A 22,105-nucleotide genomic window follows, 5' to 3' on the forward strand; every position below is an offset into this window, starting at 1 on the left:
GGGGAGCGCAAAAGACTGGGCGCAGGGCGCCGCAGCTGCTTGCAAGCGTGTCGGCGCCGGCCTTTGCGCTTTTTTTTGACCAACCCGCCCGCGCGGGTTTTTTTATGGGCCAAGCTATGCCAGATATTTCTGAACTTCGAGTAGTGATTAACACGCCGCAGGTGATCGAGGGCGCGCAGGCGCTGGAGGCCCTGGGCGACGCCAGTGTCCGCACGGCGGAACAGATCAGCAGCGGCAATGCGCAGTCGAATCGGGCCGCCAACGTCATGCGCGCGCAGGCCGAGGCGGCGCGCGATGCCGCCGCCGCCGCCGCCGCGCTGGGCGAGGACAGCCGCGCGGCCGCCACTTCCATGTACAACTCCGTCAAGGCGGCCAAGGGCCTGGCGGACGCCACCGCGAAACTCGGCGCCAGCCTGATGGAGGGCGACGTGAGCAAGGTGAAAGGCAGTTTGACCGAGTTTGCCCAAGAGTCGGGGCTGGCCGAGTTTGCGGTCCAGCGCCTCGGCAAAGGCGCCACCCTGGGGCTGAGCCTGGTCGCCGAGGCGGTAATGTATGTCGGCGAAGCCTATCTGAAGGGACGGGAGCAATCCGAGAAGTTCGCCAAATCGCTGCAACTGACGGGAAATTTCGCCGGTATCACCGAGGGGCAGTTCAATACCATGGCGCGTGCCATCGCCGACCTGGACAATGCCGGCATCAACAAGGCGCGCGCCGCGCTGCAAACGCTGGTGTCGACCGGCCAGTTCACCGGCGAAGCCATGCAATCGGTGGGCGCTGCCGCCGTCACGATGGCGGAGCTGACGGGGCAGCCGGCCGAGACGGTGGCCGCCGACTTCGCCAAGATGGCCGACGGCGTCGTCAAATGGGTCGACACGCACGACAGCCAATACAATATTTTGACCACGGCGCAGTATGAGCACATCCGCGCCCTGGAAGAAGAGGGGAAAACCCAGGAGGCTATGGCCCTGACCGGCCAGTTGTATAACGATGGTTTGCGGAAGCGGGCCGTCCAGCTGGATGGGCTTGGCAGTTTGCTCAAATCGGGAGCAAACCTGTGGGCCGAGTTCAACGACGCCATGTTCAGTAACGGACGTAAGAGAACCCCGGAGGACGATATCGCGCGGATTCAAGAGCGCGTTGTGGCAATGCGCAAAACCCGCATCGACTTCAATGGCGCCAATCCCAACAGGCGCATGAACGACGCCGAGTTGGAAAGCGCCATCCAGGTGCAAAGCGATTTGATCGTCGCCGCCCTGGGCAGGAAATCGGCCGCGGAAGCCAAGGCCAGTGCCGCCGGCGAGGAGGCGCGCCGCAATGCCGATGGCAAGCAGGCCAGCAAGGAAATCGAGGCGATGCGGCTGCGCCATCCCGCTAAGGGCAAGCAAGAACAGAGGGAGCTGAAAAAATACAATGACAGTCTGCTCGCCAAACAGGCGGCCGGCGTCAAGATGACACCCGAGGAACAGGCGAGCGATCGAGCCGCGATTCGCGCAAAGTACGCGGACAAGGCGCCGGGAGGTGGCGACGACGGGCAGGCAGCGCTGAACCGGCAGTTGAAGTCGATCCAGGCGTCGCTGGGGTTGGAGAAGGAGCGCCTGGCCCAAATGGCCGCATTGGCGGATGCGCAGCACCAGGGCAGCTTTGCCGCCGATGAGAGCTATTACGCCAGCAAGCGGCTGGGTTTGGAAGCAGCCGGGAAAGCCGAACTGGACGCGTATGACGCGCAATTGAAGGCGCTGCGTGCATTCCACGGCGCCAGCCAGAGCGCGCGCGAAGACAATCTGGGGAAAATCGAGGAAGCCGAGGCGGCCCGCACCCGACAGACCCTGAAAAGCAAGGGCGAGATCGCGCTGCTTGACGAAAACGAGCGGCAGCGCAAGGCGGCCATCGTGGCGCAGTCCGATGAAGCGGTCAACAACTTCATTGCGGGACTGGTCGCGGAGGCGGACCAGATGGAAGCGGCCAATACCGCGCATGAGAAGGCGCGCTCCGTCATCGAACTGGAGGCCATCGCTGTCAACAAACTGGCCATTGCCGAGACCGCGCGCAGCATCGCCGCCGCCGTGGCCAACGGCGAAAGCGAGAAGACCATCGAGGGCTACCAGGACCGGATCAACGCGCTGGAGCGCGAAAACAAGGCGCGCGAACGCATCGCTGCATCTTCGTCCAAGGTGGAGACGCAGAAGCAGGAGGACAGCATGTGGGCTGACACGGCCGGCTCCGCCAAGGAGTTGGCGCAATCGCTGGAGCAGTCCTTCGGCGGCGTCGGCGGCGCCATCGGCAAGATGACGATGGCATTGGTGGATTATCAGAAGGCGCAGCGCGACATCCAGCTTGAACTCGATGGCGTCAAGTCCAATACCAGCGATCCTGAAAAAATTAAAGAGGCCGAAACGAAAGCGGGCCGGGAATCGGCCAAGGTACAAGTCAAGCAGTACGCCGAGATGGCGCAAGCGGCATCCGCATTCTTTGACAAGAATTCTGCTGGCTACAAGGTCATGCAAAAAGCGGAACAGGCCTACCACGCCTATCAAATGGCGATGACGATCACGTCGACGGCGCAGAAGCTGCTGGCGGCGACAACCACGACCACTGCCGTGGTCGCGGGGAAAGGCGTTGAAGCGACGGCCATGGCCGCAGCGGCGGCCGTGGACACCAGCACTACCGGCGTTTCGGTGGCAAACTCGGCGACCAAAACGACGGCTTCGACTATGGCCGGCGCCGCCAAGGCATTTGAGCAGTTGGGGGTCCTCGGTTTCGTCGGTGCGGCAGCCATCATCGCCTTCATGGTGGCGATGGGATCGTCCAGCATGAGTGGCGGTGGCGGCGCCGTGCCGACGACCTTTGCGGAGCGGCAAAAAACCCAGGGCACGGGAACTGTGCTGGGCGACTCGTCGGCCAAGTCGGCATCGCTGTCCAAGTCGCTGGCGATTATCGAAGGTAATTCCTCGCTGGAGCTGGGCTATCAGAATGCCATGCTGGTGGCGCTGAAGAATATTGAGTCCGCGCTTAACGGCGCCGCCAAAGGCATCTTCCAGACTACCGGGCTGACGGGCGGCAGTGCGTTTGGCACGGTCAACGAGTCGACCAAATCGTTTTGGGGCTCCGACACCAGCACCACGATCACCGACACCGGCGTGCGCTTCAGCGGCTTGCTGGGTGACTTACGCAAGGGACGTGGCAAGGGCGTCCAATATGAGGACGTGACTCACACCAGCGACGGCGGCTGGTTCAGCGGCAATTCCAGCGACAGTTTCACGAACATCAAGGCGCTGAATGCTGTGGCATTGAAACCGTTCACTCTGATTTTCGATAACATCGGCGAGGTGCTGGTCAAGGCTGGCGTGCAGTTGGGATTGGATGGCGCCGGTTTGGCGGATGCGCTGAACAAGGTAGGTATTGATTTCTCGGTCAGTACGCGCGAGCTGAAGGGGCAGGACTTGATCGACGCCTTGTCGGCCGGCGTCAGCGTCGCGTTCGACAAGGTCACCGCGGCGCTGTTTCCGATCATCGAGGATTTTCAGAAGGTCGGCGAGGGCATGGGCGAAACCATGATACGGGTGGCGTCGAATTACTCCAGCCTTGATGCGATCTTGAGAAGCTTGGGCGGGACGTTCGGCCAGACCGGCATGGGGAGCTTGAAGGCCCGTGAAGGCTTCATCAATTTGTCAGGGGGCATCGACAAGCTGGCCAGTCAGACGGAGGCATTTTCGAGCGCCTTTCTATCCGAATCGGAACGCCTGGCCCCTGTCAGCAAGTATTTGGGCGAGCAGATGGCCTTGCTTGGCCTGGCTGGCATCAAGTCGAAAGACCAGTTCAAGGATGCCGTGCTCGGCCTGGCCCAATCCGGCCAATTGGCGACGGACAGCGGCGCCAAAAACTACGCTGCCTTGATGGCCCTGGTGCCCTTGTTCGCCCAGGTTTTCGACAGTTACCAGGAAACGATAGACAAGGCGCGCAGCGCCGTCGCAGAAGCATACAACGCCGAGTCCGACGCGTTGAAATCGACCGTCGACCGCTTGCAGGCGTTCAAGGCCGGCATCCTGTCGTTCCGCGATTCGCTGATGATGGGGAGCATGTCGACGCTGACGCCGGTGCAGAAACTGGCCGAGGCCCAGCGCCAGTACGAGTTGACGCTGGCGAAGGCGAAAACGGGCGACACCGCCGCGCAGGCGGCGCTCCAGGGGGCGGCCTCGGCCTACCTTTCGGCCGACCAGGTCATCAAGGCGTCCAGCGACTCGTATGCGGCCGATGCGGCCAAGGTGCGCGACGACCTTGCCGCGCTGGCGCTGCTGGCCGGTAGCCAGGCGTCGGATGCGGAGCGGCAGTTGGCGGCGCTGGACAAACAGGTGGCGGGCCTGATCGACGTCAACAAGTCCGTGCTCAGCACCCGCGAAGCCATCCTTGACCTGGGCGCCGCGCTGCGCGCCGCCGGCCAGGTCGACATCACCGCGGGACGGGTCAAGCCCGTGATGATGCCGCTGCAGCAGGCCGACGGCGATGTGCCCCTGTTCGAGGCGAAACGCTATGGCGCTCAGGCGAACCTGGGCGCCGACGCCCTCGTCGCCGAGATCCGCGGGCTGCGCGACGACAACCGCATGCTGCACGAGGAAATCAAGGGTCTGCGCGCCGATAAGGCGCAGCAGACCGGCGACACCATCGCCAGCATCGAGGGCGCCGCCGAACGCAACGCGGAAATGGTGAGCTGCGGCGCGAAAGAGGCGGCCAAGGTATCCATCTACGCACAACAAATGAAGGCGGAACTGGCATGAACGACGAACACTTCCTGGCCTGGCTGAAAAGCCCGGCCGCCATCCCCATCGTCCTGATCGAGGTCGAGGCCCGCGTGGCCGGCGCCGAGACGACGCGCTACCTGTCCACCGGCAGCTACGTCACGGCGCCGACGGACACGCCGGCCAACACCTGCTACGAGGCGATCGTCTCGACCGGCCTGGAGTTCTCCGAGCAGTTGTCGCTGAGCGGCGAGGCGGGGCTGTCGGCCGGCGACATCGAGATCCACAACCCGGCCGGCGTGCGCGACGGCTGGGCCAACGACGTCTGGGCCAACCGGCCCATCCGCGCCTGGGTCGGCGACCCTGGCTGGCCGCGCGCCGACTTCCGCATGATCTTCAACGGCATCGTCGCCGACATCGCGCCGAAGGGGGCCGACAAGCTGGCGCTGAAGCTGCGCGACAAGCTGCAGCGCCTGAACACGCCCGTCAGCGAGGCCAAGCTGGGCGGCGCCACGCCGAACGCCGACGCCCTGCTGCCGCTGTGCTGGGGCGAGACGCACAACGTCACGCCGCTGCTGAGCGATCCGGGCACGCTGGAATTCCAGGTGCACGGCGGCGCCGTCGAGCGCATCGACGAGGTGCGCGCCAACGGCGTGCCGGTCAGCGCCACGCTCGACAACGGCCGCGGCAAGTTCACGCTCAAGGTCGCCAACGCCTCGGCCGCCGTCACCGTCTCGCTCAAGGGCGAGACGGCGGGCGGCTACCGCAACACCGTGGCGGCGCTGGTGCAGCGCATCGTCACCGGCTACGGCAAGGCGGCCGACCGCTTCACGGCCGCCGACCTCGACAGCGCGAACCTGGCCGCCTTCGAGGCGGCGCATCCGCAGCCGGTGGGCCTGTACTTATCCGGCCGCACCAACGTGCTGAATGCCTGCCAGATGCTGGCCAACAGCCTGGGCGCGCAGATCGCCATGTCGCGCCTGGGCCGGCTGCGCCTGATCCAGCTGGCGCTGCCGGGCGCCGGCATGCCGACTGCCATCCACCCCTGGCACATGGTCGACGGCACGCTGGCGCCGACCAGCCGCACGGCCGTGGCGGCCGCCGTCAAGCTCGGCTTTTGCAAGAACTGGACGGTGCAGGACAAGCTCGACACCGGCATCCCCGTGCAGCACAAAGACTTGTACAAGAGCGAGTGGTTGACGACGACGCGGGCCGACGCCGCCGTGCAGGCGCTGTACCGGCTCGACGCCGAGCCCGTGCAGCAGGACACGCTGCTGCTGCGCAAGGTCGAGGCCGACGCGGAGGCGGAGCGCCGCCTCGCGCTGTGGCGGGTGCCGCGGACGATCTATGAATTTGAAGGAACGCCGGAAATGATGGCGCTGGAACTGGGGCAGGCCGTCACGCTGCATCACCGGCGTTACGGCATGGCCGGCGGCGCGCCCGGCGTGGTCGTTTCGCTGGCGCCGAACTGGCTTAACGCACACGTGAAAGTGGGGGTACTCGTATGACGACACAAATGCTCAACGACCGCGACGCGCTGATCCAGGCGACCTATCCGCGCTTCGAGGACCAGGGCTCGGGCAAGCTGGTGCTGCTGGTCGCCAGCGCGCAGCTGTTCAAGATGCCGGCCGCCGGCGGCGCCGACCCGGCGCCGATCACGCTGACGGCGCTGCCGCTGAACCTGCCGTCCGACGACATCGTGTTCGGCATCGTCGGCGGCACGCTGACGGGCACTGGCAACGCGCGCACGCTTACCTATGCCGCGATGACGGCGCCGACGGCGGCCATTACGGCCACCGTGACTCATCAGGGCGTGGCTTACACGGCCACGCAAGCCATCGTCAAGGTGGCCGACGGCGGTGCCGGCCCGCGCGGTTCGCAGACGTTGTACCTCTTTGGCGGGGCATGGTCGGACGCGGCGGCCGATGAGGCCACGACAGGGCCGAACCAGCTTGGCGACACCGTCACGATCTCGAACAACGGCACGTTCGCGCTGACGAAAACGTGGAATGGCACGGCCTGGGTGGCGCCGGGCGTGGTGATCGACGGAAAAATGCTGGTTACCGGCTCGGTGAGCGCGGCGGCGATCAATACCAATAACTTGACGCTCCGCGCTGCAGACGGAACATTGATCTTGGGGGCTGGGACGGCACTCGGTGGCACATATATTGCCAATGCAGCCATTACAACATCAAAAATTGGCGATGCGCAAATTACCAGCGCAAAGATCGCTGATGCGCAGATTACCAGCGCAAAGATCGCTGACGCTCAGATTACTGGCGCAAAAATCGCTGATGCTCAGATCACAGCGGCAAAGATTGGCGATGCAGAGATTACAAGCGCAAAAATTGCCAATGCCTCCATCACGAATGCCAAGATCGTAAATGCGGCTGTTGATACGCTACAACTGGCGGGGCAAGCGGTGACAATACCGCTGAGTGCAGCTTCTAAGTCATTGCCATGTAACGTGCCATTAACACTCACTATTACATCTACTGGTGCGCCAATTTTAATTTTAGGGTACTCCATGGGTATTGTGGCTGGAGTTTACCGTACTGTACTTGAAGAACAGGTAACCTTGTATCGGGACGGAAATATCATATTTACGACAATTGAAGATAAGTTCACGAGTTCGAAGAATGAAAATACGAGAAATTTTATATTCTTGGATCGCCCTGGAATTGGAGCATTTACCTATTCCATGGTTAGGTCTGGCGTATTTTTTTCTGATGGGGGTCATGTGGATCAATATGAAAGATTTCCAAGTAATGCGTTAGCGACGTTATTTTTGTTAGAAACAAAACGATGAAAAATTTCATTATTTATTCTGAGCTTGGTCAGATTTTACAATTTGGCAGTTGCCCAGATTCGATGCTGGCAATGCAGACATCCACAGGCCGAAAAGTTCTTCAATGTGAGGCCAATCCGTTGACTCAATGGGTGTCCGACGGGGTGTTGGTCGATAGGCCCGTATTTCATGTATCGACCTCGACTGAGAAAATTGTTGCTGATGGAACCAGCGAGGTTGTTATTGCGGGTTTGCCGGCGGGGACTGATGTTCGCGTGCTTGGCCCAGTGTCTAGCTCTATCACTGCCGATGGGAGCGATATCGTGATGACTTTTCTTTCGCCCGGCGATTACACGATCAGGGCAGTTCTCTTTCCATTCCAAGACTATGAGGTGATTATTCATGCGACTTGACGTTTCCCCATTTCCAACGGCTGATCTTGCCCGGGCGTGGGCGCGTAACGAAATTGATGTCGCCGCCGGCGTCGCGCGCTCGCGGCATATCACGATTGCACCTGCTCAGGACGCCGTTTATGCGGCGAAATACGCCGATGCGCTGGCGTTTGCCCGGGCTGGTTATCCAGCCGCCAAGATCGATGATTATCCCTGGATCAAGGTCGAAGCGGAATCGACCGGGAAAATGTTCGCCGCTGCTGCCGATGGAATTAGGGCGGGCGCTGACCCATGGCATATGCATGTCGGCCCCACTCTGGAGGGCCTGCGCATCGGCGGCAAGGCTGCTTTGGCGACCATCACCTCGACGGCGGCCATCGTCGCGCACGCGCGCGCCGTGGTGCTACAGCTCAGCAAAATTTAGGAATCCAATGACTAATCTTCAAATAATTTCAGACAACGCCGCCGACCGCGCCACGCTGAGCGTGTCGAGCCAGGCCGGCGGGCTGGGCGCGGCCAATCTGCTGACCGACATCAAGGGCCAGGTGTGGCGCGCGGCCGGCACGTCGGCCACGCTCACCGCCGTCTGGCCGGCCGGCGAGCGCATCGGCGGCGTGCATCTGCCGTTCTGCAACCTCAGTAGCGGTGCGACGGTGCGCGTGCGCGGCTACACCTGGGCGACGGACGCCGCGCCCGTCTTCGACACGGGGGCGGTGTTCGCCTGCCCGGCGCTGCCGCTGGGCGTGTGGGAGTGGGGCGCGCCGCTGGGCGTGAACGCGTTCGCCTACGGCGGCGGGGCGCACGGCCGCGTCTGGATCGAGCCCTCGCATGTCGTGCAGAAGCTCGTCATCGACATCGTCGACGCCGGCAATACCGCCGGCTACATCGAGGCCGCCCGCCTGGTCTGCGGCCGTAGTTGGTCGCCCGAGCACAACGCCGACTACGGCGCGCCGCTGACGGTGCTCGACCGCAGTACGCAGTACCGCAACGGCGCCGGCGACCAGATGGTCGACCGTGGCACCCAGCACAGAAAGTTGTCGCTGAGCCTGTCGTCGATGACGCCGCAAGACCGCGAGGCGCTGTATGCGATCGCCCGCGGCAATGGCATGGCCAGGCCGCTGCTGCTGAGCCTCTACCCGGGCGACGCCGACCCGCTGCTGGAGCAGGCGCACCAGGTCTATGGCCGCCTGGTCGCGGCGCCCGCGATGAGCACGCCGAACTTCTTGCGTTACGCCACCCAACTCGACTTTGAGGAAATCTAATGGAACGTTTTTATGATGGACAGCAGGACTATGTGGCGCAGCTGAACCGGATGGATGCGCAGTTTGACGCGGCGCTGGGCGCCGTGCCGGCGCCGGCGGCCAGCGCGGCCGCCGCTGCCATGTCGGCCGCCGCCGCGCTCACCTCCGAAAACCATGCGCGCGCCTCCGAGCTCGGCGCGGCCGGCAGCGAAGCCGACGCCTCGGCGAGCAAGCTGGCCGCCGCCGCCGCGCTGAAATCGTTCGGCAACCGCTACCTGGGCACCAAGCCGGCCGCGCCGACGCTGGACAACGACGGCGGCGCCCTGCTGGCCGGCGCCGCGTACTGGGACCTCGCTCTCAACGGCGGCTGCCTGCGTGTCTGGGCGGGCGGGAAGTGGAATACGGTGCCGGCCAATGTCGCCTCGGCCGTCGCGTTCACGCCGTCCGGTGGCATTGCGGCGACCGACGTGCAGGCTGCCTTGGCCGAGCTGGATGTGGAAAAAGTTGCGGTAGCGGTTTTGGCTGCTGGCGGCGGTGCTGCTTCTGTTGGCCTTACGCCTTCCGGCGGTATTGCGGCGGGCAATGTGCAGGCGGCCCTGGCCGAGCTCGACGCCGAGAAGGAGCCCGTGATAGCGCCCGGCACGGCGGTGCAATACTGGCGTGGCGATAAGTCCTGGCGCGACTTGGCTACCGACGTGCGCGGCGCCGTGCTGAGCGGCCTGTCGCTGGCGTCAGGCGCCGCTGTGGCCGCCGCCGACACCATCCTGGTGGCGATGGGTAAACTGCAGAAACAGCTCGCCGACCTGGCCGCGAGCAAGGTCAACATCGCCAATCCCGCAACGATGGGGGCGCTGGCCCATACGGGAGACGTGGCCATCAGCGGCAGCCTTGCGGCAGCAGGCGCCATTACGTCTTACGGTACGATCCATGCCGGCAGAATGGGGATGGGCGATCAGGGGTACTTTGTGGCGCTTAGTCCCAGCAACGACGCCTACCTTCGCCTCTGGAACAATGGCGGAGTCAGCTACCTGCACTCCACCTACTCGGCGACTGCCGGCGCCAAGCCCTTTGTTATTTCGGTAGGCAGTAACATTACTCCTGTCGCAACGTTCCGAGGCGGCGAAATGTTGCTCGACGCCTCATTGATTATTCGCAGCAAATCGAGCGGATGGAGCCACTTTTCTGCTGACATTGTAGCCCAGTCCTACATGACGTTTGCGTGTGCCGGGGCAAGTGGTAGCGGGCCGGCGGCAGGTTTTATCGGCACCGACGGCGGCGCTGCGTTTGGCGTGGGAACGGGGGCAAACTTTGGCATTCGGGCTACCAAGGACCTCATTCTGGAATCAGACACCGGGATTATTCGGCCCGCGACCGACGGGCATAGCAACCTGGGCATTGGGGCCTGTCGCTGGGGCGTGATTTATTCGACCACCGGCGCGATCAACACGTCGGACGCCCGCGAAAAAACGCCGGTGCGCGGCCTGACGGCGCAGGAGATTGCCGCCGCCAAGGCGCTGGCCAGCGAGATCGGCGCCTACCGCTGGCTGTCCGCAGTGGCCGACAAGGCTGGCACCGCCCGCGACCATATCGGCATGACGGTCCAGCGCGCCATCGAGGTGATGACGCAGCACGGCCTGGACCCGTTCCGCTACGGCTTCATCTGTTTTGACGAGTGGGCCGAGGCGGAGAACGTTGACACGGGCGTGCCAACGCCGGCGGGCAGCCGCTACGCGTTTCGCTATGACGAACTGAATATGTTCCTCGCGCGCGGCTTCGAGGCGCGCCTGGCGGCCCTGGAGGCGGCCTGAGCACTATCCGCCACTGCTGCAAGCGCGCCACCTCCGGGTGGCTTTTTTATTTCGACGACCTGGGAGGTATTTATGGCTGAGCTAGCAAGCTCCACCGTCGGCATCGCCATCGCCGCCGGCACCATCACGTTGACGGGCTCTATCCTCGGGGTGCAGTACGACGCGTTGCTGGCCGGCTTCTTCGGCGGCCTCGTGTCGCTGTCCTACCTGCCGGCGATGAGCCTGCCGCGCATCGCCGGCAGCGTCGTCGGTTCCTCGCTGATCGCCGGCTGGTTTGCGCCCGTGCTCAGCGTGGCGGCGGCCAACTATCTGCCCTTCGTCGCCGGCGCCGGCGAGTCGGCCATCCGCATCGCGGCCGCGGCGGCCCTGGGCCTGTGCGCCCAGGTCCTCATTCCGGCCGCGTTCGCGTGGCTGCGCCGCCGCGGAGAGCCGCAATGACGGGCGCCGGCATGGTCGTGGCCGCCATCGTGCTGCTGCGCGGCTTGTACGCGGCCAACCACATGTGCCGAAAAACCGCCTTGCCCGTCCGCGCCGCCTGGGTGTTGCTGACGGTCGGCGCCGCCGCCGTGCTGCTGCAGGGCGGCGCGCCTGTCTAGGAGATACAACGATGACTCTTGAGCAGCTTTTGGCCATCATGCCGCTGGCCCGGCAGCGCGCCGGCCTGTTTTTCCCCGCGCTGAACTCGGCGATGGCGGAGTTCGGCATCAACACGCCGGCGCGCCAGGCGTCCTTCCTGGCGCAGCTGGGCCACGAGTCGGGCCAGTTGCGCTACGTGCGCGAGTTGGCCAGCGGCGCCGCTTACGAGGGCCGCGCCGACCTGGGCAACACGGTGGCCGGCGACGGCGTGCGCTACAAGGGCCGCGGCCTGTTGCAGATCACGGGCCGCGCCAACTATGCCGCCTGCGGCCGGGCGCTCGCCCTGGCTTTGGTCGAGCGCCCGGAATTGCTGGAGCTGGTGCCGCACGCTTGCCGCTCGGCCGCCTGGTTCTGGCAGTCGCGCGGCTTGAACGAACTGGCCGACGCCGGCGACCAGTTGCGCATCACGCGCCGCATCAACGGCGGCAGCACGGGGCTGGCGGAGCGCCTGGCGCTGTTCGCGCGGGCCAGGGCGGTGCTCGCGTGAGGCCGTATGCTTTGCTGGCGGCGCTGGTGCTGGCGCTGGCTGGCGCCGCCCTGGGCGGCGCGTACTGGTACGGGCGCCTGGAGGGGCGGGCCGAGGGCGTGGCCGAGATCGCCGCGCTGCGCCTGCGCGTGGCCGGCAAGGATGCGGAGATCGCGGCGCACAACGCCGCGCTGGCGGCGCTGGAGGCGGCTGCCGGCCGCCGCGCCCGGGTCGCCGCCGCCGCGCTGACGCTGGCGCAAGAGCGGGCCGCCGCCGGCCGCCGGAACGCGGCGCGCCTGCTGGCGCTGGCGCCGAGCGGGGATGCCTGCGCCGACGCCGAGGCCTTGATTGCCCGGGAGATGAAATGAGGCCCCTGTTGTTGCTCGTCCCCGTCCTTGCGCTGGCCGCCTGCGCGGGACCGGCGCCGCTGCGGGTGCCGCTTGCCGTGCCCTGCATCGGCGCCGTGCCGCCGGCGCCGCTCTTGCCGGTCGTGCCGCAACAGGGCATCTTCGAGCAGGCCAAGGCCCTGCTGGCGCGCGAGCGCCTGCGCGACGCTTACGAGGACGAGCTGCGGGCCTTGCTGGGCGCCTGCGCGGACCACGGCGACGCGGCCGGGCCTTGACGGCGGATGCCGGCGACGCCGTGCCGGCTGGGGGCGGCTGTCCTCAGGCGTGGCCGACGCCCGGCGCCCGGTGCAGCAGGGCGCCCCAGCGCCGCTCGTAGAACGGCGCCACGCTGTCGAGGAAGTAGTCGCTCAGATTGTCCTCGCCGGCCTCCACCAGCGTCAGGTCGACCGGCTCGCCGGCCGGCGCGCTGCGGCCGGCGACGTTGCCGGCCTCACGCATCAGGCCTTCGGTGTCGCCGTCGGCATCGATGCCCACCAGCAGGTGCGGGCGACTGTCGAGCGAGGGCGCCAGCATCAGCACCAGGTAGGCGGCCTTGACGTTGCCGTGGCCGGCCAGCAGGGTCGTCAGCGCGTCGACCAGTTTGCCGGGGTAGCGCTGCGGCTGGCCGAGGAACACCTGGGTGGCCTCGGCAATGCGGTGCGGCACGAGCGCGGCGCCGTCGCGCAGCATCGCGTCGACTTCCTCGGGCAGGAACTCCTTGCCGTACAGCGATTTCGGGTTCAGCACCAGCGCCGCGCCCTTGGTGATCTCGAACAGGGCGCGGGCCGACAGTTGCAGGTAATTGCAGTCGGCGTCGACGGCGTGCTGCAGCGCCGCCACGGAGCTGAAAAAGGGAATGATGGTGCTGCCGTCGCTGCGGGTCCAGTTTTGGATCGCGATGCATGCGCCGGCGTCGGCCTTGTCGCGCGGTCCCGCCTCGGCTTCGCCGACGACGTAGACGTCGGCGTCGAGCAGCGCCCGGTAGAAGGCCGCGCGCTGGGCCGGATCGTCCGCCGCCAGGCGCAGCGAGCGTTCCAGATGGCTTTCGGCACTGTGCATGCGACCTCCGTTGACGGCGATGAAGAGCGGCGGAAGCGCGCGGCGCCCCCATGATGAGGGCAAGTCTAGCGCCGATGGGCGGGCGCGGATTTGTCGTCGATCAGAGCTTGCCGCCGGCGTCAGGGCTGCGGCTGGTAGGGCGTTTCTTCCAGCGCCAGGCCGGCCTCGTCGAAGCGCCGCGCCACCGCCACCGCGCGCACGCCCAGCGTGCCGAGGGCGTCGCCGACGTCGTCCACTTCCATTGCCAGGTCGGCGGCCAGGTCCAGCGGTTTTTCCGACGAGGCCAGCAGCGCGCCGGCCGCGTCGTAGAGGTTGACGCGCAACACCATGTCGCCGTGCACGTCGGCCGGGCCGACGACGGCGCGCACGCGCTCGGGCGCCACGCCGTGCCGCTGCAGCGCCGCGTTCACTTCCGCCATCATTTGCAGCATGAAGTATTCGGCCATGCCCTGTTCCTTGCCGCCGTGGAAAAGGTCCTGGTACAGGAAGTTGATTTCCAGCGCGGCGCCGGGGCCGGCCAGGCAGCGCCGCAGCAGCGGCTCGACCTGCAGCGTCCACGCCTGGTAGCGCTGCATGCGCGCGGCGAAATACGCGTCGGCCGCCGCCTCTTCCTCGGGCGCCTGGTAGAACGGGTCGTCGGCGCGCTTGAGCGCGAAGCCGAGCAGGAAGCGCAGCTCGACGGCGGCGTCCTGCGGGCCGAAGGCGGCGCCGCTCCAGCCGGCGATGCTGCGTTCCAGCGCCGGCGTCGCCGTCACCTTCTTGTCCGTCATCGAGGCCCAGGCGTCGCGCACCATCTCGTTCAGGTGGCTGTAGCTGATGCTGTCGATTTCCGCGAGGTCGTAGGCGTGGTTCATCAGCACCACCTTGGCCTTCGGGCTTTCCAGGCCGGCCTGCTGGAAGCTGCGCACCAGTTGCTCGAACGCGTCCTGGTCCTGGAAGCCCTGTTCCTCCTTCAGGCCGCCGCCGCTGTGGACGAACAGCGGCACGACGAAGGCGTTGATTTCCATCGTGGGCGCGCCCTCGCGGCGCACCAGCACGGTCGAGGCCGCCTCCTCGATGTGGCCGCGCAGGTATTGGTAGGCGCCGACGTCGGCGAACTTGGCGCGCTCGATGGCCTCGTACAGCACCTCGTCCTTCTTCTGGTTCAGGTTCTTGCGGATCAGGCGCTGCAATTCCACGTCCTTCTGCTGCAGCAGCGCGCTCTGGCTGTCGCTGTCCTCCTGCTCGGCCAGGTCGAGGGCCAGGTCGCACAGCGATTGCGTCACCGCCTCGTCTTTGTCTTCGGCGGTGTCGCTCGATTTGCGGGGCACGGGGCGCTTGTTTTTTGGCATGGTGGTCATCGTATCGGGAAAAAGGGAGGGCTGTTGCGTGGCGCCGGCGGCGCCGGACTTCAGTGGTCGGTGCCGAACATGTCGTGCAGTTCGTCGAGCAGCTCGTCGGTTTCTTCCTGGGTCAGGCCGAGGTGCCGGCAGGCCAGCGCGCCGCCCTTGTCCCACTCCAGCGAGGTGCTGTTGCCGTGGTAGCGCTGGATGCCTTTTTCGGCCAGCAGCGAGGCCGCCACCAGCGAGCGGATGGCGTCGTCGGTGGCCGGGTCGTCCAGCACGCGGTAGTCGTGGTGCAGCAGGATGGCCCAGGAGACGTCGGCCGACAGGCCCCAGTTGCGCGCCAGCAGGCAGCCGATGGCCGCGTGGTTGGTCTGGTGGCGGGCGTCCTCGACGACGGTGAAGCAGTTCTCGGCGTCGTTGCTGGCGGCCGCGTAGGTGTCGATGTAGTCGGGGAAGCGGTTCATCAGCAGCGGCACGCCGATGTCGCAGAACAGGCCGAAGGTGTGGGCGATGTCGGGCGGGGCGATGCGCAGTTTGCGCGAGGTGAACACGAGGGCGCGCGCGCGCTTGGCCGAGACGTCCCAGAATTCGTTGAGCGGGACGCCCTCGGCCTCGACGGCCTGGCGCGCCAGCATGCCGGTGATCAGCGCGCTGCACTGGTTCACGCCGAGGAAGTTGATGCCCTGTTCGACCGACTTGGCCTTGCGCGCGGCGCCGTAGAACGGCGAGTTGGCCAGCTTCAGCAGGGCGCCGGAGATGCCGACGTCGTTGGCGATGATCTTGGCGATGCGCCGCGGCGACGGGTCGCGCTCGCCCAGCTCGCGCTGCAGGTCAATGAGCAGGCTGGGGCGCGGCGGGATGCGGACCGAGCGCATCAGGGCTTCGACCGGATCGTCTGCGGCGGCTAGCGCCTGGGCTGCAACTTTCGTCATCGTCTTCTTCGGGATCAACTGTGTGGGGGGCGGGCGCCGCGGCCGGGCGGGCCGCCGCTGCCGGCTGTGGCCGAACCGCGCCAGACTCGATTATCGCCGTTTACTGGCGGCAAATGCTCCAATTCCGCCGCGCCGGGTCGAAAAAAGCCATATTTTTGCTTGGTAGTAATATCAATTCGATAATCCTGCGCCCCTTCGGGCAAGAAACGGGCGGGCGAGGCGGGCCAAACCGCGCCGCGAAGCCGCCCCCCGGCCGCGCCGCCGCCGCTCCGGACGGGCCGTTTCAGGCGCCGTGCCGGCGCTGCGGCCACGCCGGGGCGCTGCGCCGGTCGGCGTTGGCGCCGCCGCGCAGCGGGCCGCCGGCCGCGCGCCGCTCCAGGTCGGCCTTGGCCTGCGCCCGCGCCACCACCACGGCGGCGGCGCCCGGCTTGTCGATGGTGAACACCCGCGCCGCCTGCGCCAGCCGCGCCGTCTGGTCTTGCAGGCTGGCGGCCGCCGCCGCGGCCTGCTCGACGAGGGCGGCGTTCTGCTGCGTCACGTCGTCCATCTGGCCGACCGCCTGGTTGACTTCGACGATGCCCTCGGCCTGCTCGGCGCTGGCGCCGCTGATGCGGGCGATGACGTCGTTCACCTGCTGCACCGAGGCGACGATGTCGGCCATGCTGGCGCCGGCCTGCTGCACCAGCACGCTGCCGTCGTCGATGGTGCCCACCGACGTGGCGATCAGGGTCTTGATTTCCTTGGCGGCGGCGGCCGAGCGCTGCGCCAGGTTGCGCACCTCGGCGGCGACGACGGCGAAGCCGCGGCCCTGCTCGCCGGCCCGGGCCGCCTCGACGGCCGCGTTCAGGGCCAGGATGTTGGTCTGGAAGGAGATGCTGTCGATCACCGAGGTGATGTCGACGATCTGCCGCGAGTGCGCGCGTATCGTCTCCATCGTCGTCATGGCCTGGCCCATGGCCGCGCCGCCGCGCTGCGCCAGCGCCGACGCGCCGGCCGCCAGCTCGCAGGCGCGGCCGGCGTTGGCGGCGTTCTCGGTGACGGCCAGCGTCAGGCTGGCCATCGCGCTGGCCGTCTGTTGCAGGGCGCCGGCCTGCACCTCGGTGCGGTTGGACAGGTCCATATTGCCCTCGGCGATTTCCTGCGAGGCTTGGTCGATCGAGTCCACGGCCGCGACGATGGTGCGCAGGGTCTGGTTCAAATTGGCGATGCTCTGGTCCAGCACGCGCGAGGTCTGGGCGATTTCGTCGCGGCCGTCGTTGCGCACGCCGCCGATCAGGCTGCCCGAGGCCAGTTCGCGCACGACGTCGGAAATCAGGGCGATGTCGCGCTGCATGGCCTGGCGCACCCAGATCGTCACCATCAGCGACAGCGCCGTCGACAGCAGCACCAGCACGGCCATGCCCAGGCCGAGGGCGTGGAACTCGGCCTTGGCGTGCTGGTGGGCGCGGGCGCTCAAGCTCTGCTCCAGCGCCGCCAGCTGTTCGAGCTGCTCGTTGAGCGCGACAAACTGTTTTTCCGCCTTGGCCATCGAGTTCGCGGCGATCGACAGGTCCATCTGCGCCAGCTCGATGGTTTCGACGACGGCCTTGTGGTAGCCGCCCAGCGCCGCCCGCGAGGCGCCCAGCGGCGCGGCCTCGTCGGCCGAGGCGTCCTTGGCCAGGCGCGCCAGTTTGGCGTCGATGGCGGCGTGGCCGGCCTTGATCTGCGCCACCAGGGCGTCGAGCCGGGTCTGCGCGAAGCTGCCGCTGATCCACGACAGCAACTGGTAGGTTTGCGCGTGGACGTATTTGGCGTCGCCGGCCACGTCGGCCGCCGCTTTCAGGCGGGTGATGTGCACCTGGGCCATGTTTTCCATCGAGCGGTTCTGCCGCACCATGCCGTAGAAGGCGCTGCCGGCCGTGATGACCAGCAGCAGCAGCACCAGGCAGGGCGCCAGCAGCAGCTTCGGACCGATACTCAGATTTTTTAACATCGTCTGCTCCCGCCAGTGACCACCGGAGGCTGCCGCGTGGCGGTAGCCGCGTTCATTTTTTATAGATGCCCGCCTCCAGCACGACGTCGCCGACGCGCAGGATGTAGGTGGTCTTCGGCTCGATCTTGCCGGTGGTCGGGTTCTTGTACTGGTAGTCGACCCAGCCCTTGCCCTTCTTCTGCGCCAGCTCGATGATTTCGCGGCGGTAGCGCTTGCCGTTGGCGTCGGGCACGTCGGTCAAGTCCTTGCCGACGATGGAGGGATTGACCGGGTGGGCCAGCACGATGCCGGTGTTGATGTCGCGCATGTCGACATACAGCGCGCCCTGGATGAAGTCCGGGTCCTTGGCGCTGATTTTCTTGATCATCTCGTCCTTGCCGTGCGCCTTCATGAAGGCGGCGCCCCGTTCGGCCATCGCGATGGCGTCCTTTTCCGTCGGGTCGGCGCTGGCCAGCGCGGCGGACATGGCCAGGCACAGCAGCGTGCCGGTGACTAAGCGTTGCATGATTTCTCCTAGGCGTCGTGGGGGGAGGCGCACGCGGGCGCAAAGTTGCCCACGTGCATGTTGTAATGTACCCCGGCCGGCGGCCGGCCGGATTGCGCTAGCACAACCGGGCGCGTCGGGCGCCGGTGTTTGATTTCCGCATGGAAAACAATTGATGTGCGACAACACCACGGAGGCGCGCCGCCCCTACCATCGTTTCATGGCCGGCGCTGTGCGGCGCGGCCCTTCCCCCGACCCCTGATAGGAGCACACCATGTCCACCCTGCCCGTTGCCGCGAAATTCAAACCCTACACCCGCCAGACCATCGACCAGTCGCGTCAATGGGGCTGGCTCGACGCGTCCCAGCAGGAGGCCGTGCAAGTGCTGTCGCATGTGCTGCCGTTTCGCACCAACGAGTATGTGATGGACCAGCTGATCGACTGGAACAACATCCCCGACGACCCGATCTACCGCCTGACCTTCCCGCACCGCGACATGCTGCCGGCGGCCGAGTACGAGCAGCTGCGCGAGCTGGTGCTGCTGCGGCGCGACCCGCAAGCCATCGCCCGCTATGTGCACGCGCTGCGCCTGCGCATGAACCCGCACCCGGCCGGGCAGATGACGCACAATGTGCCGCGCGTGAACGACGCGCCGCTGCACGGCCTGCAGCACAAGTACGACCAGACCGTGCTGTTTTTCCCCAGCGCCGGGCAGACCTGCCACGCCTACTGCACCTTCTGCTTCCGCTGGCCGCAGTTCGTCGGCATGGAAGACATGAAGTTCAACGCCAGCCAGTCCGACGAGTTGGTGTCCTACCTGAAGATGCACCCGGAAGTGACCGACGTGCTGATCACCGGCGGCGACCCGATGATCATGAACACGCGCTCGCTGGCGTCCTACATCGAGCCGCTGCTGGCGCCGGAGCTGGCGCACATCCAGAACATCCGCATCGGCACCAAGTCGGTCGCCTATTGGCCGCAGCGCTTCGTCTCGGACCGCGACGCCGACGAGCTGCTGCGCCTGTTCGAGCGGGTCGTCAAGGCCGGCAAGAACCTGGCCGTGATGGCGCACTACAGCCACGCCGTCGAGCTGCGCCAGGACATCGCCCAGCAGGCCGTCAAGCGCATCGTCGGCACCGGCGCGACGGTGCGCATGCAGGGGCCGCTGATCCGCCACATCAACGAAGACCCGCGCGGCTGGGCCGAGCTGTGGCAGACCGGCGTGCGCCTGGGCGCCATCCCCTACTACATGTTCGTCGAGCGCGACACGGGGCCGCGCGCCTACTTCCAGCTGCCGCTGGCGAAGGCCCACGAAATCTTCCAGGCCGCCTACCAGATGGTGTCGGGCCTGTCGCGCACGGTGCGCGGGCCGTCGATGAGCGCCTTTCCCGGCAAGGTCGTCATCGACGGCATCGTCACGCTGGGCGGCGAGAAGGTGTTCGCGCTGCAGTTCCTGCAGGCGCGCAACCCGGACTGGGTGCGCAAGCCCTTCTACGCCAAGTTCGACCCGAGCGCGACCTGGATGGACGACTTGAAGCCGGCCTTCGGCGAGACGAAATTCTTCTTCGAGGCGGACGCCGCCGCCGAGCGCAAGGTCATCCCGCTGCTGCCCGCCGGCCGCGCCCACGCCGACAGCCGCTGCGCCGACAGCCTGCAGGCCTGAGGCTTCGATCCGCCCGCGCCGCGCCGTGCCGCGGCCGGGCGGCACTTACCAAGGAGAGCGTCACCATGGCCACACTCAAGCAGGAATGGCCGGCCGGGCAGTTGCCCGCCGCCGCCGTGTTCTTCCAGGTGTTTCTGCCGTTCGCGCTGGGGCACTACCTGTCCTGCCTGCTGCGCACGGCGAACGCCGTGCTGACGCCGCAACTGGTGGCGGCGCTGGGCCTGAGTTCGCTGCAACTGGGGGTGCTGAGCAGCGTTTTCTTCTTCGCCTTCGCGCTGGCGCAACTGCCCATCGGCATCGCGCTGGACCGCTACGGCCCGCGCCGCGTGCAGTCGACGCTGCTGGTGGTGGCGGCGCTGGGCGTGCTGCTGTTCAGCCGCGGCGAGAGCTTCGCCGCGCTGCTGTGCGCCCGCGCCATCATGGGCCTGGGCCTGGGCGGCAGCTTCATGGCCGCCGTCAAGGCGATCTCGACCTGGGTGCCGGCGGCCCAGCTGACGGCCGTGCACGGCTACCTGATCGCCATCGGCGGCCTCGGCGCGGCCTCGGCCACGCGCCCGCTGCAACTGGCGCTGCAGGCGTCCGACTGGCGCGGCGTGCTGGCCTGCCTGGCCGTCGCCACGCTGCTGGTCAGCCTGCTGGTGCGGCGCTGGGCGCCGGCCGCGCCGCCCTCGCCGCACCGGCCCGTCACGCTGGCGTCGCTGCGCGACGTCTACCGCAACCCCGCCTTCCGCGAAACCGTGTCGCTGATGCTGCTTCCGCACACGGTGTTTTTCGGCATACAGGGCCTGTGGATAGGCAAGTGGCTGGCCGACGTCGTGCGCCTGCCCGACGGCGCGCTGGCGACGCTGCTGATGCTGGGCATGGGCGCCGTCATCGTCGGCGCCGTCGGCGTCGGCAAACTGGCCGAGCGGGCGGCGCGGCGCGGCATGCGCACGCTCGACGTGGCCGCCGGCGGCATCGTCGTCTTCGTCGCCATCCAGTGCGCCTTCGTGCTGAACTTCGCCCCCAGCCTGCTGCTGCTGTCGGTCGGCTTCACGCTGGTGGGCACCTTCACCGGCCTGGAATACGCGATCGTCTCGCAGAGCGTGCCGGCGGCGCTGGCCGGGCGCGCCGCAACCTGTTTGAACCTGCTGATCTTCATCGGCGCCTTCGCGGTGCAGGCCGGCTTCGGCGTGATCCTCTCCTTCTGGACGCCGAACGCGGCGCAGCAGTACCCGGTGCAGGCCTATCAGGCCGCCTTCGGCGTGTTGGTGGCCCTGCAGTTGCCAGGTCTGGTCCGCTTCTTCCTGCGCCGCTACCGCGCCGCCGCGGCGGCATCCGGTAAAATGGCACGCTGCACGGCAATCACCTCACTCGAAGGAAGCATATGAAACTGGTCCGTTACGGCCGCCCCGGCAAGGAAAAACCCGGACTGATCGATGAAGAAGGCAAGCTGCGCGACCTGTCCGGCGTCATCGCCGACATCGACGCCACCCAGTTGTCGGACAAGGCGCTGCGCAAACTGGGCAAGATCGAGGAGAGCACGCTGCCGCTGGTGCGCGGCAATCCGCGCTTCGGCGTGCCGCTGGCGCGCGTCGGCAAATTCATCGGCATCGGCCTGAACTACGCCGACCACGCGGCCGAAGCGGGCTTGCCGGCGCCGGCCGAACCGATCGTCTTCATGAAGGCGGTCAGTTGCCTGAACGGCCCGGACGACGCCGTGATGCTGCCGAAAGGCTCGAAAAAAACCGACTGGGAAGTCGAACTCGGGGTGGTCATCGGCAGCCGCGCGCGCTACGTCAGCGAGGCGGACGCGCTCAGCTTCGTGGCCGGCTATTGCGTCGTCAACGACCTGTCCGAGCGCTCCTTCCAGCTTGAGCGCGGCCCGCAGTGGGACAAGGGCAAGGGCTGCGACACCTTCGGCCCGGTGGGGCCGTGGCTGGTCACGCGCGACGAAGTCTATGACGTGCAGCGCCTGGACCTGTATCTGGAGCTGAACGGCAAGCGCATGCAGACCGGCAGCACCGAAACGATGATTTTCAGCGTCGCGCAGATCGTCAGCTATGTCTCGCAATTCATGACGCTGGAGCCGGGCGACATCATCGCCACCGGCACGCCGCCGGGCGTGGGCGCCGGGCGCAAGCCGCAGCGCTTCCTGAAAAAGGGCGACAGCCTGCGCCTGGGGATCGCCGGCCTGGGCGAGCAGCAGCAGGACGTCATCGCCTATCAGGCGGTGTAACA

General features: G+C 66.7%; 20 protein-coding genes. 15 read left to right on the top strand and 5 right to left on the bottom strand.

All coding sequences use genetic code 11. The features are described from left to right. Positions 1 to 104: 104 nt before the first annotated feature. The 12 genes from OIK44_RS13450 (at position 105) to OIK44_RS13505 (ending at position 12,686) form a co-directional block, all read left to right on the top strand. Positions 105 to 4,772, top strand: coding sequence for a phage tail length tape measure family protein (locus OIK44_RS13450; protein WP_273671277.1), 4,668 nt, complete (start codon positions 105 to 107; stop codon positions 4,770 to 4,772). Then, positions 4,769 to 6,241, top strand: coding sequence for a hypothetical protein (locus OIK44_RS13455; RefSeq protein WP_273671278.1), 1,473 nt, complete (start codon positions 4,769 to 4,771; stop codon positions 6,239 to 6,241). The genes OIK44_RS13450 and OIK44_RS13455 overlap by 4 nt, the downstream gene beginning before the upstream one ends. Continuing rightward, the gene (locus tag OIK44_RS13460) at positions 6,238 to 7,542 is read left to right on the top strand and encodes a hypothetical protein (RefSeq protein WP_273671279.1); all 1,305 of its coding nucleotides are present in this window, start codon (positions 6,238 to 6,240) and stop codon (positions 7,540 to 7,542) included. The genes OIK44_RS13455 and OIK44_RS13460 overlap by 4 nt, the downstream gene beginning before the upstream one ends. Beyond that, positions 7,539 to 7,934, top strand: a complete 396-nt coding sequence (locus OIK44_RS13465; protein WP_273671280.1) for a hypothetical protein — start codon at positions 7,539 to 7,541, stop codon at positions 7,932 to 7,934. Before OIK44_RS13460 ends, OIK44_RS13465 begins: the two co-directional genes overlap by 4 nt. Continuing rightward, a complete protein-coding gene (locus tag OIK44_RS13470) occupies positions 7,924 to 8,337 on the top strand; it encodes a hypothetical protein (protein WP_273671281.1) in 414 nt (137 codons plus the stop codon). Before OIK44_RS13465 ends, OIK44_RS13470 begins: the two co-directional genes overlap by 11 nt. Positions 8,338 to 8,344: 7 nt before the next feature. Then, on the top strand, positions 8,345 to 9,175 hold the full coding sequence (locus OIK44_RS13475; protein WP_273671282.1) for a hypothetical protein: 831 nt from the start codon (positions 8,345 to 8,347) through the stop codon (positions 9,173 to 9,175). Next, positions 9,175 to 10,962, top strand: a complete 1,788-nt coding sequence (locus tag OIK44_RS13480) for a tail fiber domain-containing protein (RefSeq protein WP_273671283.1) — start codon at positions 9,175 to 9,177, stop codon at positions 10,960 to 10,962. The genes OIK44_RS13475 and OIK44_RS13480 overlap by 1 nt, the downstream gene beginning before the upstream one ends. A 72-nt stretch (positions 10,963 to 11,034) precedes the next feature. Then, positions 11,035 to 11,400 (top strand): restriction endonuclease, encoded by a 366-nt coding sequence (locus OIK44_RS13485; RefSeq protein WP_273671284.1) that lies wholly within the window; start codon positions 11,035 to 11,037, stop codon positions 11,398 to 11,400. Further along, positions 11,397 to 11,558, top strand: a complete 162-nt coding sequence (locus OIK44_RS13490) for a hypothetical protein (RefSeq protein WP_273671285.1) — start codon at positions 11,397 to 11,399, stop codon at positions 11,556 to 11,558. Before OIK44_RS13485 ends, OIK44_RS13490 begins: the two co-directional genes overlap by 4 nt. Positions 11,559 to 11,569: 11 nt before the next feature. After that, on the top strand, positions 11,570 to 12,085 hold the full coding sequence (locus OIK44_RS13495; protein WP_273671286.1) for a glycoside hydrolase family 19 protein: 516 nt from the start codon (positions 11,570 to 11,572) through the stop codon (positions 12,083 to 12,085). Beyond that, positions 12,082 to 12,432, top strand: a complete 351-nt coding sequence (locus OIK44_RS13500) for a hypothetical protein (protein ID WP_273671287.1) — start codon at positions 12,082 to 12,084, stop codon at positions 12,430 to 12,432. Before OIK44_RS13495 ends, OIK44_RS13500 begins: the two co-directional genes overlap by 4 nt. Continuing rightward, positions 12,429 to 12,686 carry a hypothetical protein gene (locus tag OIK44_RS13505; protein ID WP_273671288.1) on the top strand — a complete coding sequence of 86 codons (258 nt, stop codon included), beginning with the start codon at positions 12,429 to 12,431 and terminating at the stop codon, positions 12,684 to 12,686. The genes OIK44_RS13500 and OIK44_RS13505 overlap by 4 nt, the downstream gene beginning before the upstream one ends. Positions 12,687 to 12,729: 43 nt before the next feature. On the opposite strand, the gene OIK44_RS13510 is transcribed toward OIK44_RS13505, so the two are convergent. The 5 genes from OIK44_RS13510 to OIK44_RS13530 form a co-directional block, all read right to left on the bottom strand. Beyond that, positions 12,730 to 13,509 (bottom strand): enhanced serine sensitivity protein SseB C-terminal domain-containing protein, encoded by a 780-nt coding sequence (locus tag OIK44_RS13510; RefSeq protein ID WP_273671289.1) that lies wholly within the window; start codon positions 13,507 to 13,509, stop codon positions 12,730 to 12,732. A gap of 119 nt (positions 13,510 to 13,628) precedes the next feature. Then, positions 13,629 to 14,840, bottom strand: a complete 1,212-nt coding sequence (locus tag OIK44_RS13515) for a DUF2863 family protein (RefSeq protein WP_273671290.1) — start codon at positions 14,838 to 14,840, stop codon at positions 13,629 to 13,631. A 59-nt stretch (positions 14,841 to 14,899) separates the two neighbouring features. Then, positions 14,900 to 15,766: an HDOD domain-containing protein gene (locus OIK44_RS13520; RefSeq protein ID WP_273671291.1), complete on the bottom strand. Its 867-nt coding sequence runs from the start codon at positions 15,764 to 15,766 to the stop codon at positions 14,900 to 14,902. Between the two features lie 283 nt (positions 15,767 to 16,049). After that, positions 16,050 to 17,738 (bottom strand): methyl-accepting chemotaxis protein, encoded by a 1,689-nt coding sequence (locus OIK44_RS13525; RefSeq protein WP_273671292.1) that lies wholly within the window; start codon positions 17,736 to 17,738, stop codon positions 16,050 to 16,052. Between the two features lie 52 nt (positions 17,739 to 17,790). Next, positions 17,791 to 18,243, bottom strand: coding sequence for a cache domain-containing protein (locus tag OIK44_RS13530; protein ID WP_273671293.1), 453 nt, complete (start codon positions 18,241 to 18,243; stop codon positions 17,791 to 17,793). 253 nt (positions 18,244 to 18,496) lie between these two features. Between OIK44_RS13530 and OIK44_RS13535 the strand changes: the two genes are divergently transcribed. The 3 genes from OIK44_RS13535 (at position 18,497) to OIK44_RS13545 (ending at position 22,103) form a co-directional block, all read left to right on the top strand. Next, positions 18,497 to 19,885: a KamA family radical SAM protein gene (locus tag OIK44_RS13535; protein ID WP_273671294.1), complete on the top strand. Its 1,389-nt coding sequence runs from the start codon at positions 18,497 to 18,499 to the stop codon at positions 19,883 to 19,885. A gap of 65 nt (positions 19,886 to 19,950) precedes the next feature. Further along, positions 19,951 to 21,255, top strand: a complete 1,305-nt coding sequence (locus OIK44_RS13540; RefSeq protein ID WP_273671295.1) for an MFS transporter — start codon at positions 19,951 to 19,953, stop codon at positions 21,253 to 21,255. Then, positions 21,252 to 22,103 (top strand): fumarylacetoacetate hydrolase family protein, encoded by an 852-nt coding sequence (locus tag OIK44_RS13545; RefSeq protein WP_273671296.1) that lies wholly within the window; start codon positions 21,252 to 21,254, stop codon positions 22,101 to 22,103. Before OIK44_RS13540 ends, OIK44_RS13545 begins: the two co-directional genes overlap by 4 nt. The last annotated feature ends 2 nt before the right edge of the window (positions 22,104 to 22,105 follow it).

It is taken from the genome of Janthinobacterium fluminis, from assembly GCF_028595325.1.
Classification (GTDB): domain Bacteria; phylum Pseudomonadota; class Gammaproteobacteria; order Burkholderiales; family Burkholderiaceae_D; genus Janthinobacterium; species Janthinobacterium fluminis.

Bases quoted from the DNA above. Each gene is read 5' to 3' on its own strand.
- OIK44_RS13545 (WP_273671296.1), top strand. From the start codon at position 21,252: ATGAAACTGGTCCGTTACGGCCGCCCCGGCAAGGAAAAACCCGGACTG.
- OIK44_RS13475 (WP_273671282.1), top strand. From the start codon at position 8,345: ATGACTAATCTTCAAATAATTTCAGACAACGCCGCCGACCGCGCCACG.
- OIK44_RS13505 (WP_273671288.1), top strand. From the start codon at position 12,429: ATGAGGCCCCTGTTGTTGCTCGTCCCCGTCCTTGCGCTGGCCGCCTGC.
- OIK44_RS13455 (WP_273671278.1), top strand. From the start codon at position 4,769: ATGAACGACGAACACTTCCTGGCCTGGCTGAAAAGCCCGGCCGCCATC.
- OIK44_RS13450 (WP_273671277.1), top strand. From the start codon at position 105: ATGGGCCAAGCTATGCCAGATATTTCTGAACTTCGAGTAGTGATTAAC.
- OIK44_RS13520 (WP_273671291.1), bottom strand. From the start codon at position 15,766: ATGACGAAAGTTGCAGCCCAGGCGCTAGCCGCCGCAGACGATCCGGTC.
- OIK44_RS13485 (WP_273671284.1), top strand. From the start codon at position 11,035: ATGGCTGAGCTAGCAAGCTCCACCGTCGGCATCGCCATCGCCGCCGGC.
- OIK44_RS13480 (WP_273671283.1), top strand. From the start codon at position 9,175: ATGGAACGTTTTTATGATGGACAGCAGGACTATGTGGCGCAGCTGAAC.
- OIK44_RS13490 (WP_273671285.1), top strand. From the start codon at position 11,397: ATGACGGGCGCCGGCATGGTCGTGGCCGCCATCGTGCTGCTGCGCGGC.
- OIK44_RS13515 (WP_273671290.1), bottom strand. From the start codon at position 14,840: ATGCCAAAAAACAAGCGCCCCGTGCCCCGCAAATCGAGCGACACCGCC.
- OIK44_RS13535 (WP_273671294.1), top strand. From the start codon at position 18,497: ATGTCCACCCTGCCCGTTGCCGCGAAATTCAAACCCTACACCCGCCAG.
- OIK44_RS13530 (WP_273671293.1), bottom strand. From the start codon at position 18,243: ATGCAACGCTTAGTCACCGGCACGCTGCTGTGCCTGGCCATGTCCGCC.
- OIK44_RS13470 (WP_273671281.1), top strand. From the start codon at position 7,924: ATGCGACTTGACGTTTCCCCATTTCCAACGGCTGATCTTGCCCGGGCG.
- OIK44_RS13465 (WP_273671280.1), top strand. From the start codon at position 7,539: ATGAAAAATTTCATTATTTATTCTGAGCTTGGTCAGATTTTACAATTT.
- OIK44_RS13525 (WP_273671292.1), bottom strand. From the start codon at position 17,738: ATGTTAAAAAATCTGAGTATCGGTCCGAAGCTGCTGCTGGCGCCCTGC.
- OIK44_RS13510 (WP_273671289.1), bottom strand. From the start codon at position 13,509: ATGCACAGTGCCGAAAGCCATCTGGAACGCTCGCTGCGCCTGGCGGCG.
- OIK44_RS13495 (WP_273671286.1), top strand. From the start codon at position 11,570: ATGACTCTTGAGCAGCTTTTGGCCATCATGCCGCTGGCCCGGCAGCGC.
- OIK44_RS13540 (WP_273671295.1), top strand. From the start codon at position 19,951: ATGGCCACACTCAAGCAGGAATGGCCGGCCGGGCAGTTGCCCGCCGCC.
- OIK44_RS13460 (WP_273671279.1), top strand. From the start codon at position 6,238: ATGACGACACAAATGCTCAACGACCGCGACGCGCTGATCCAGGCGACC.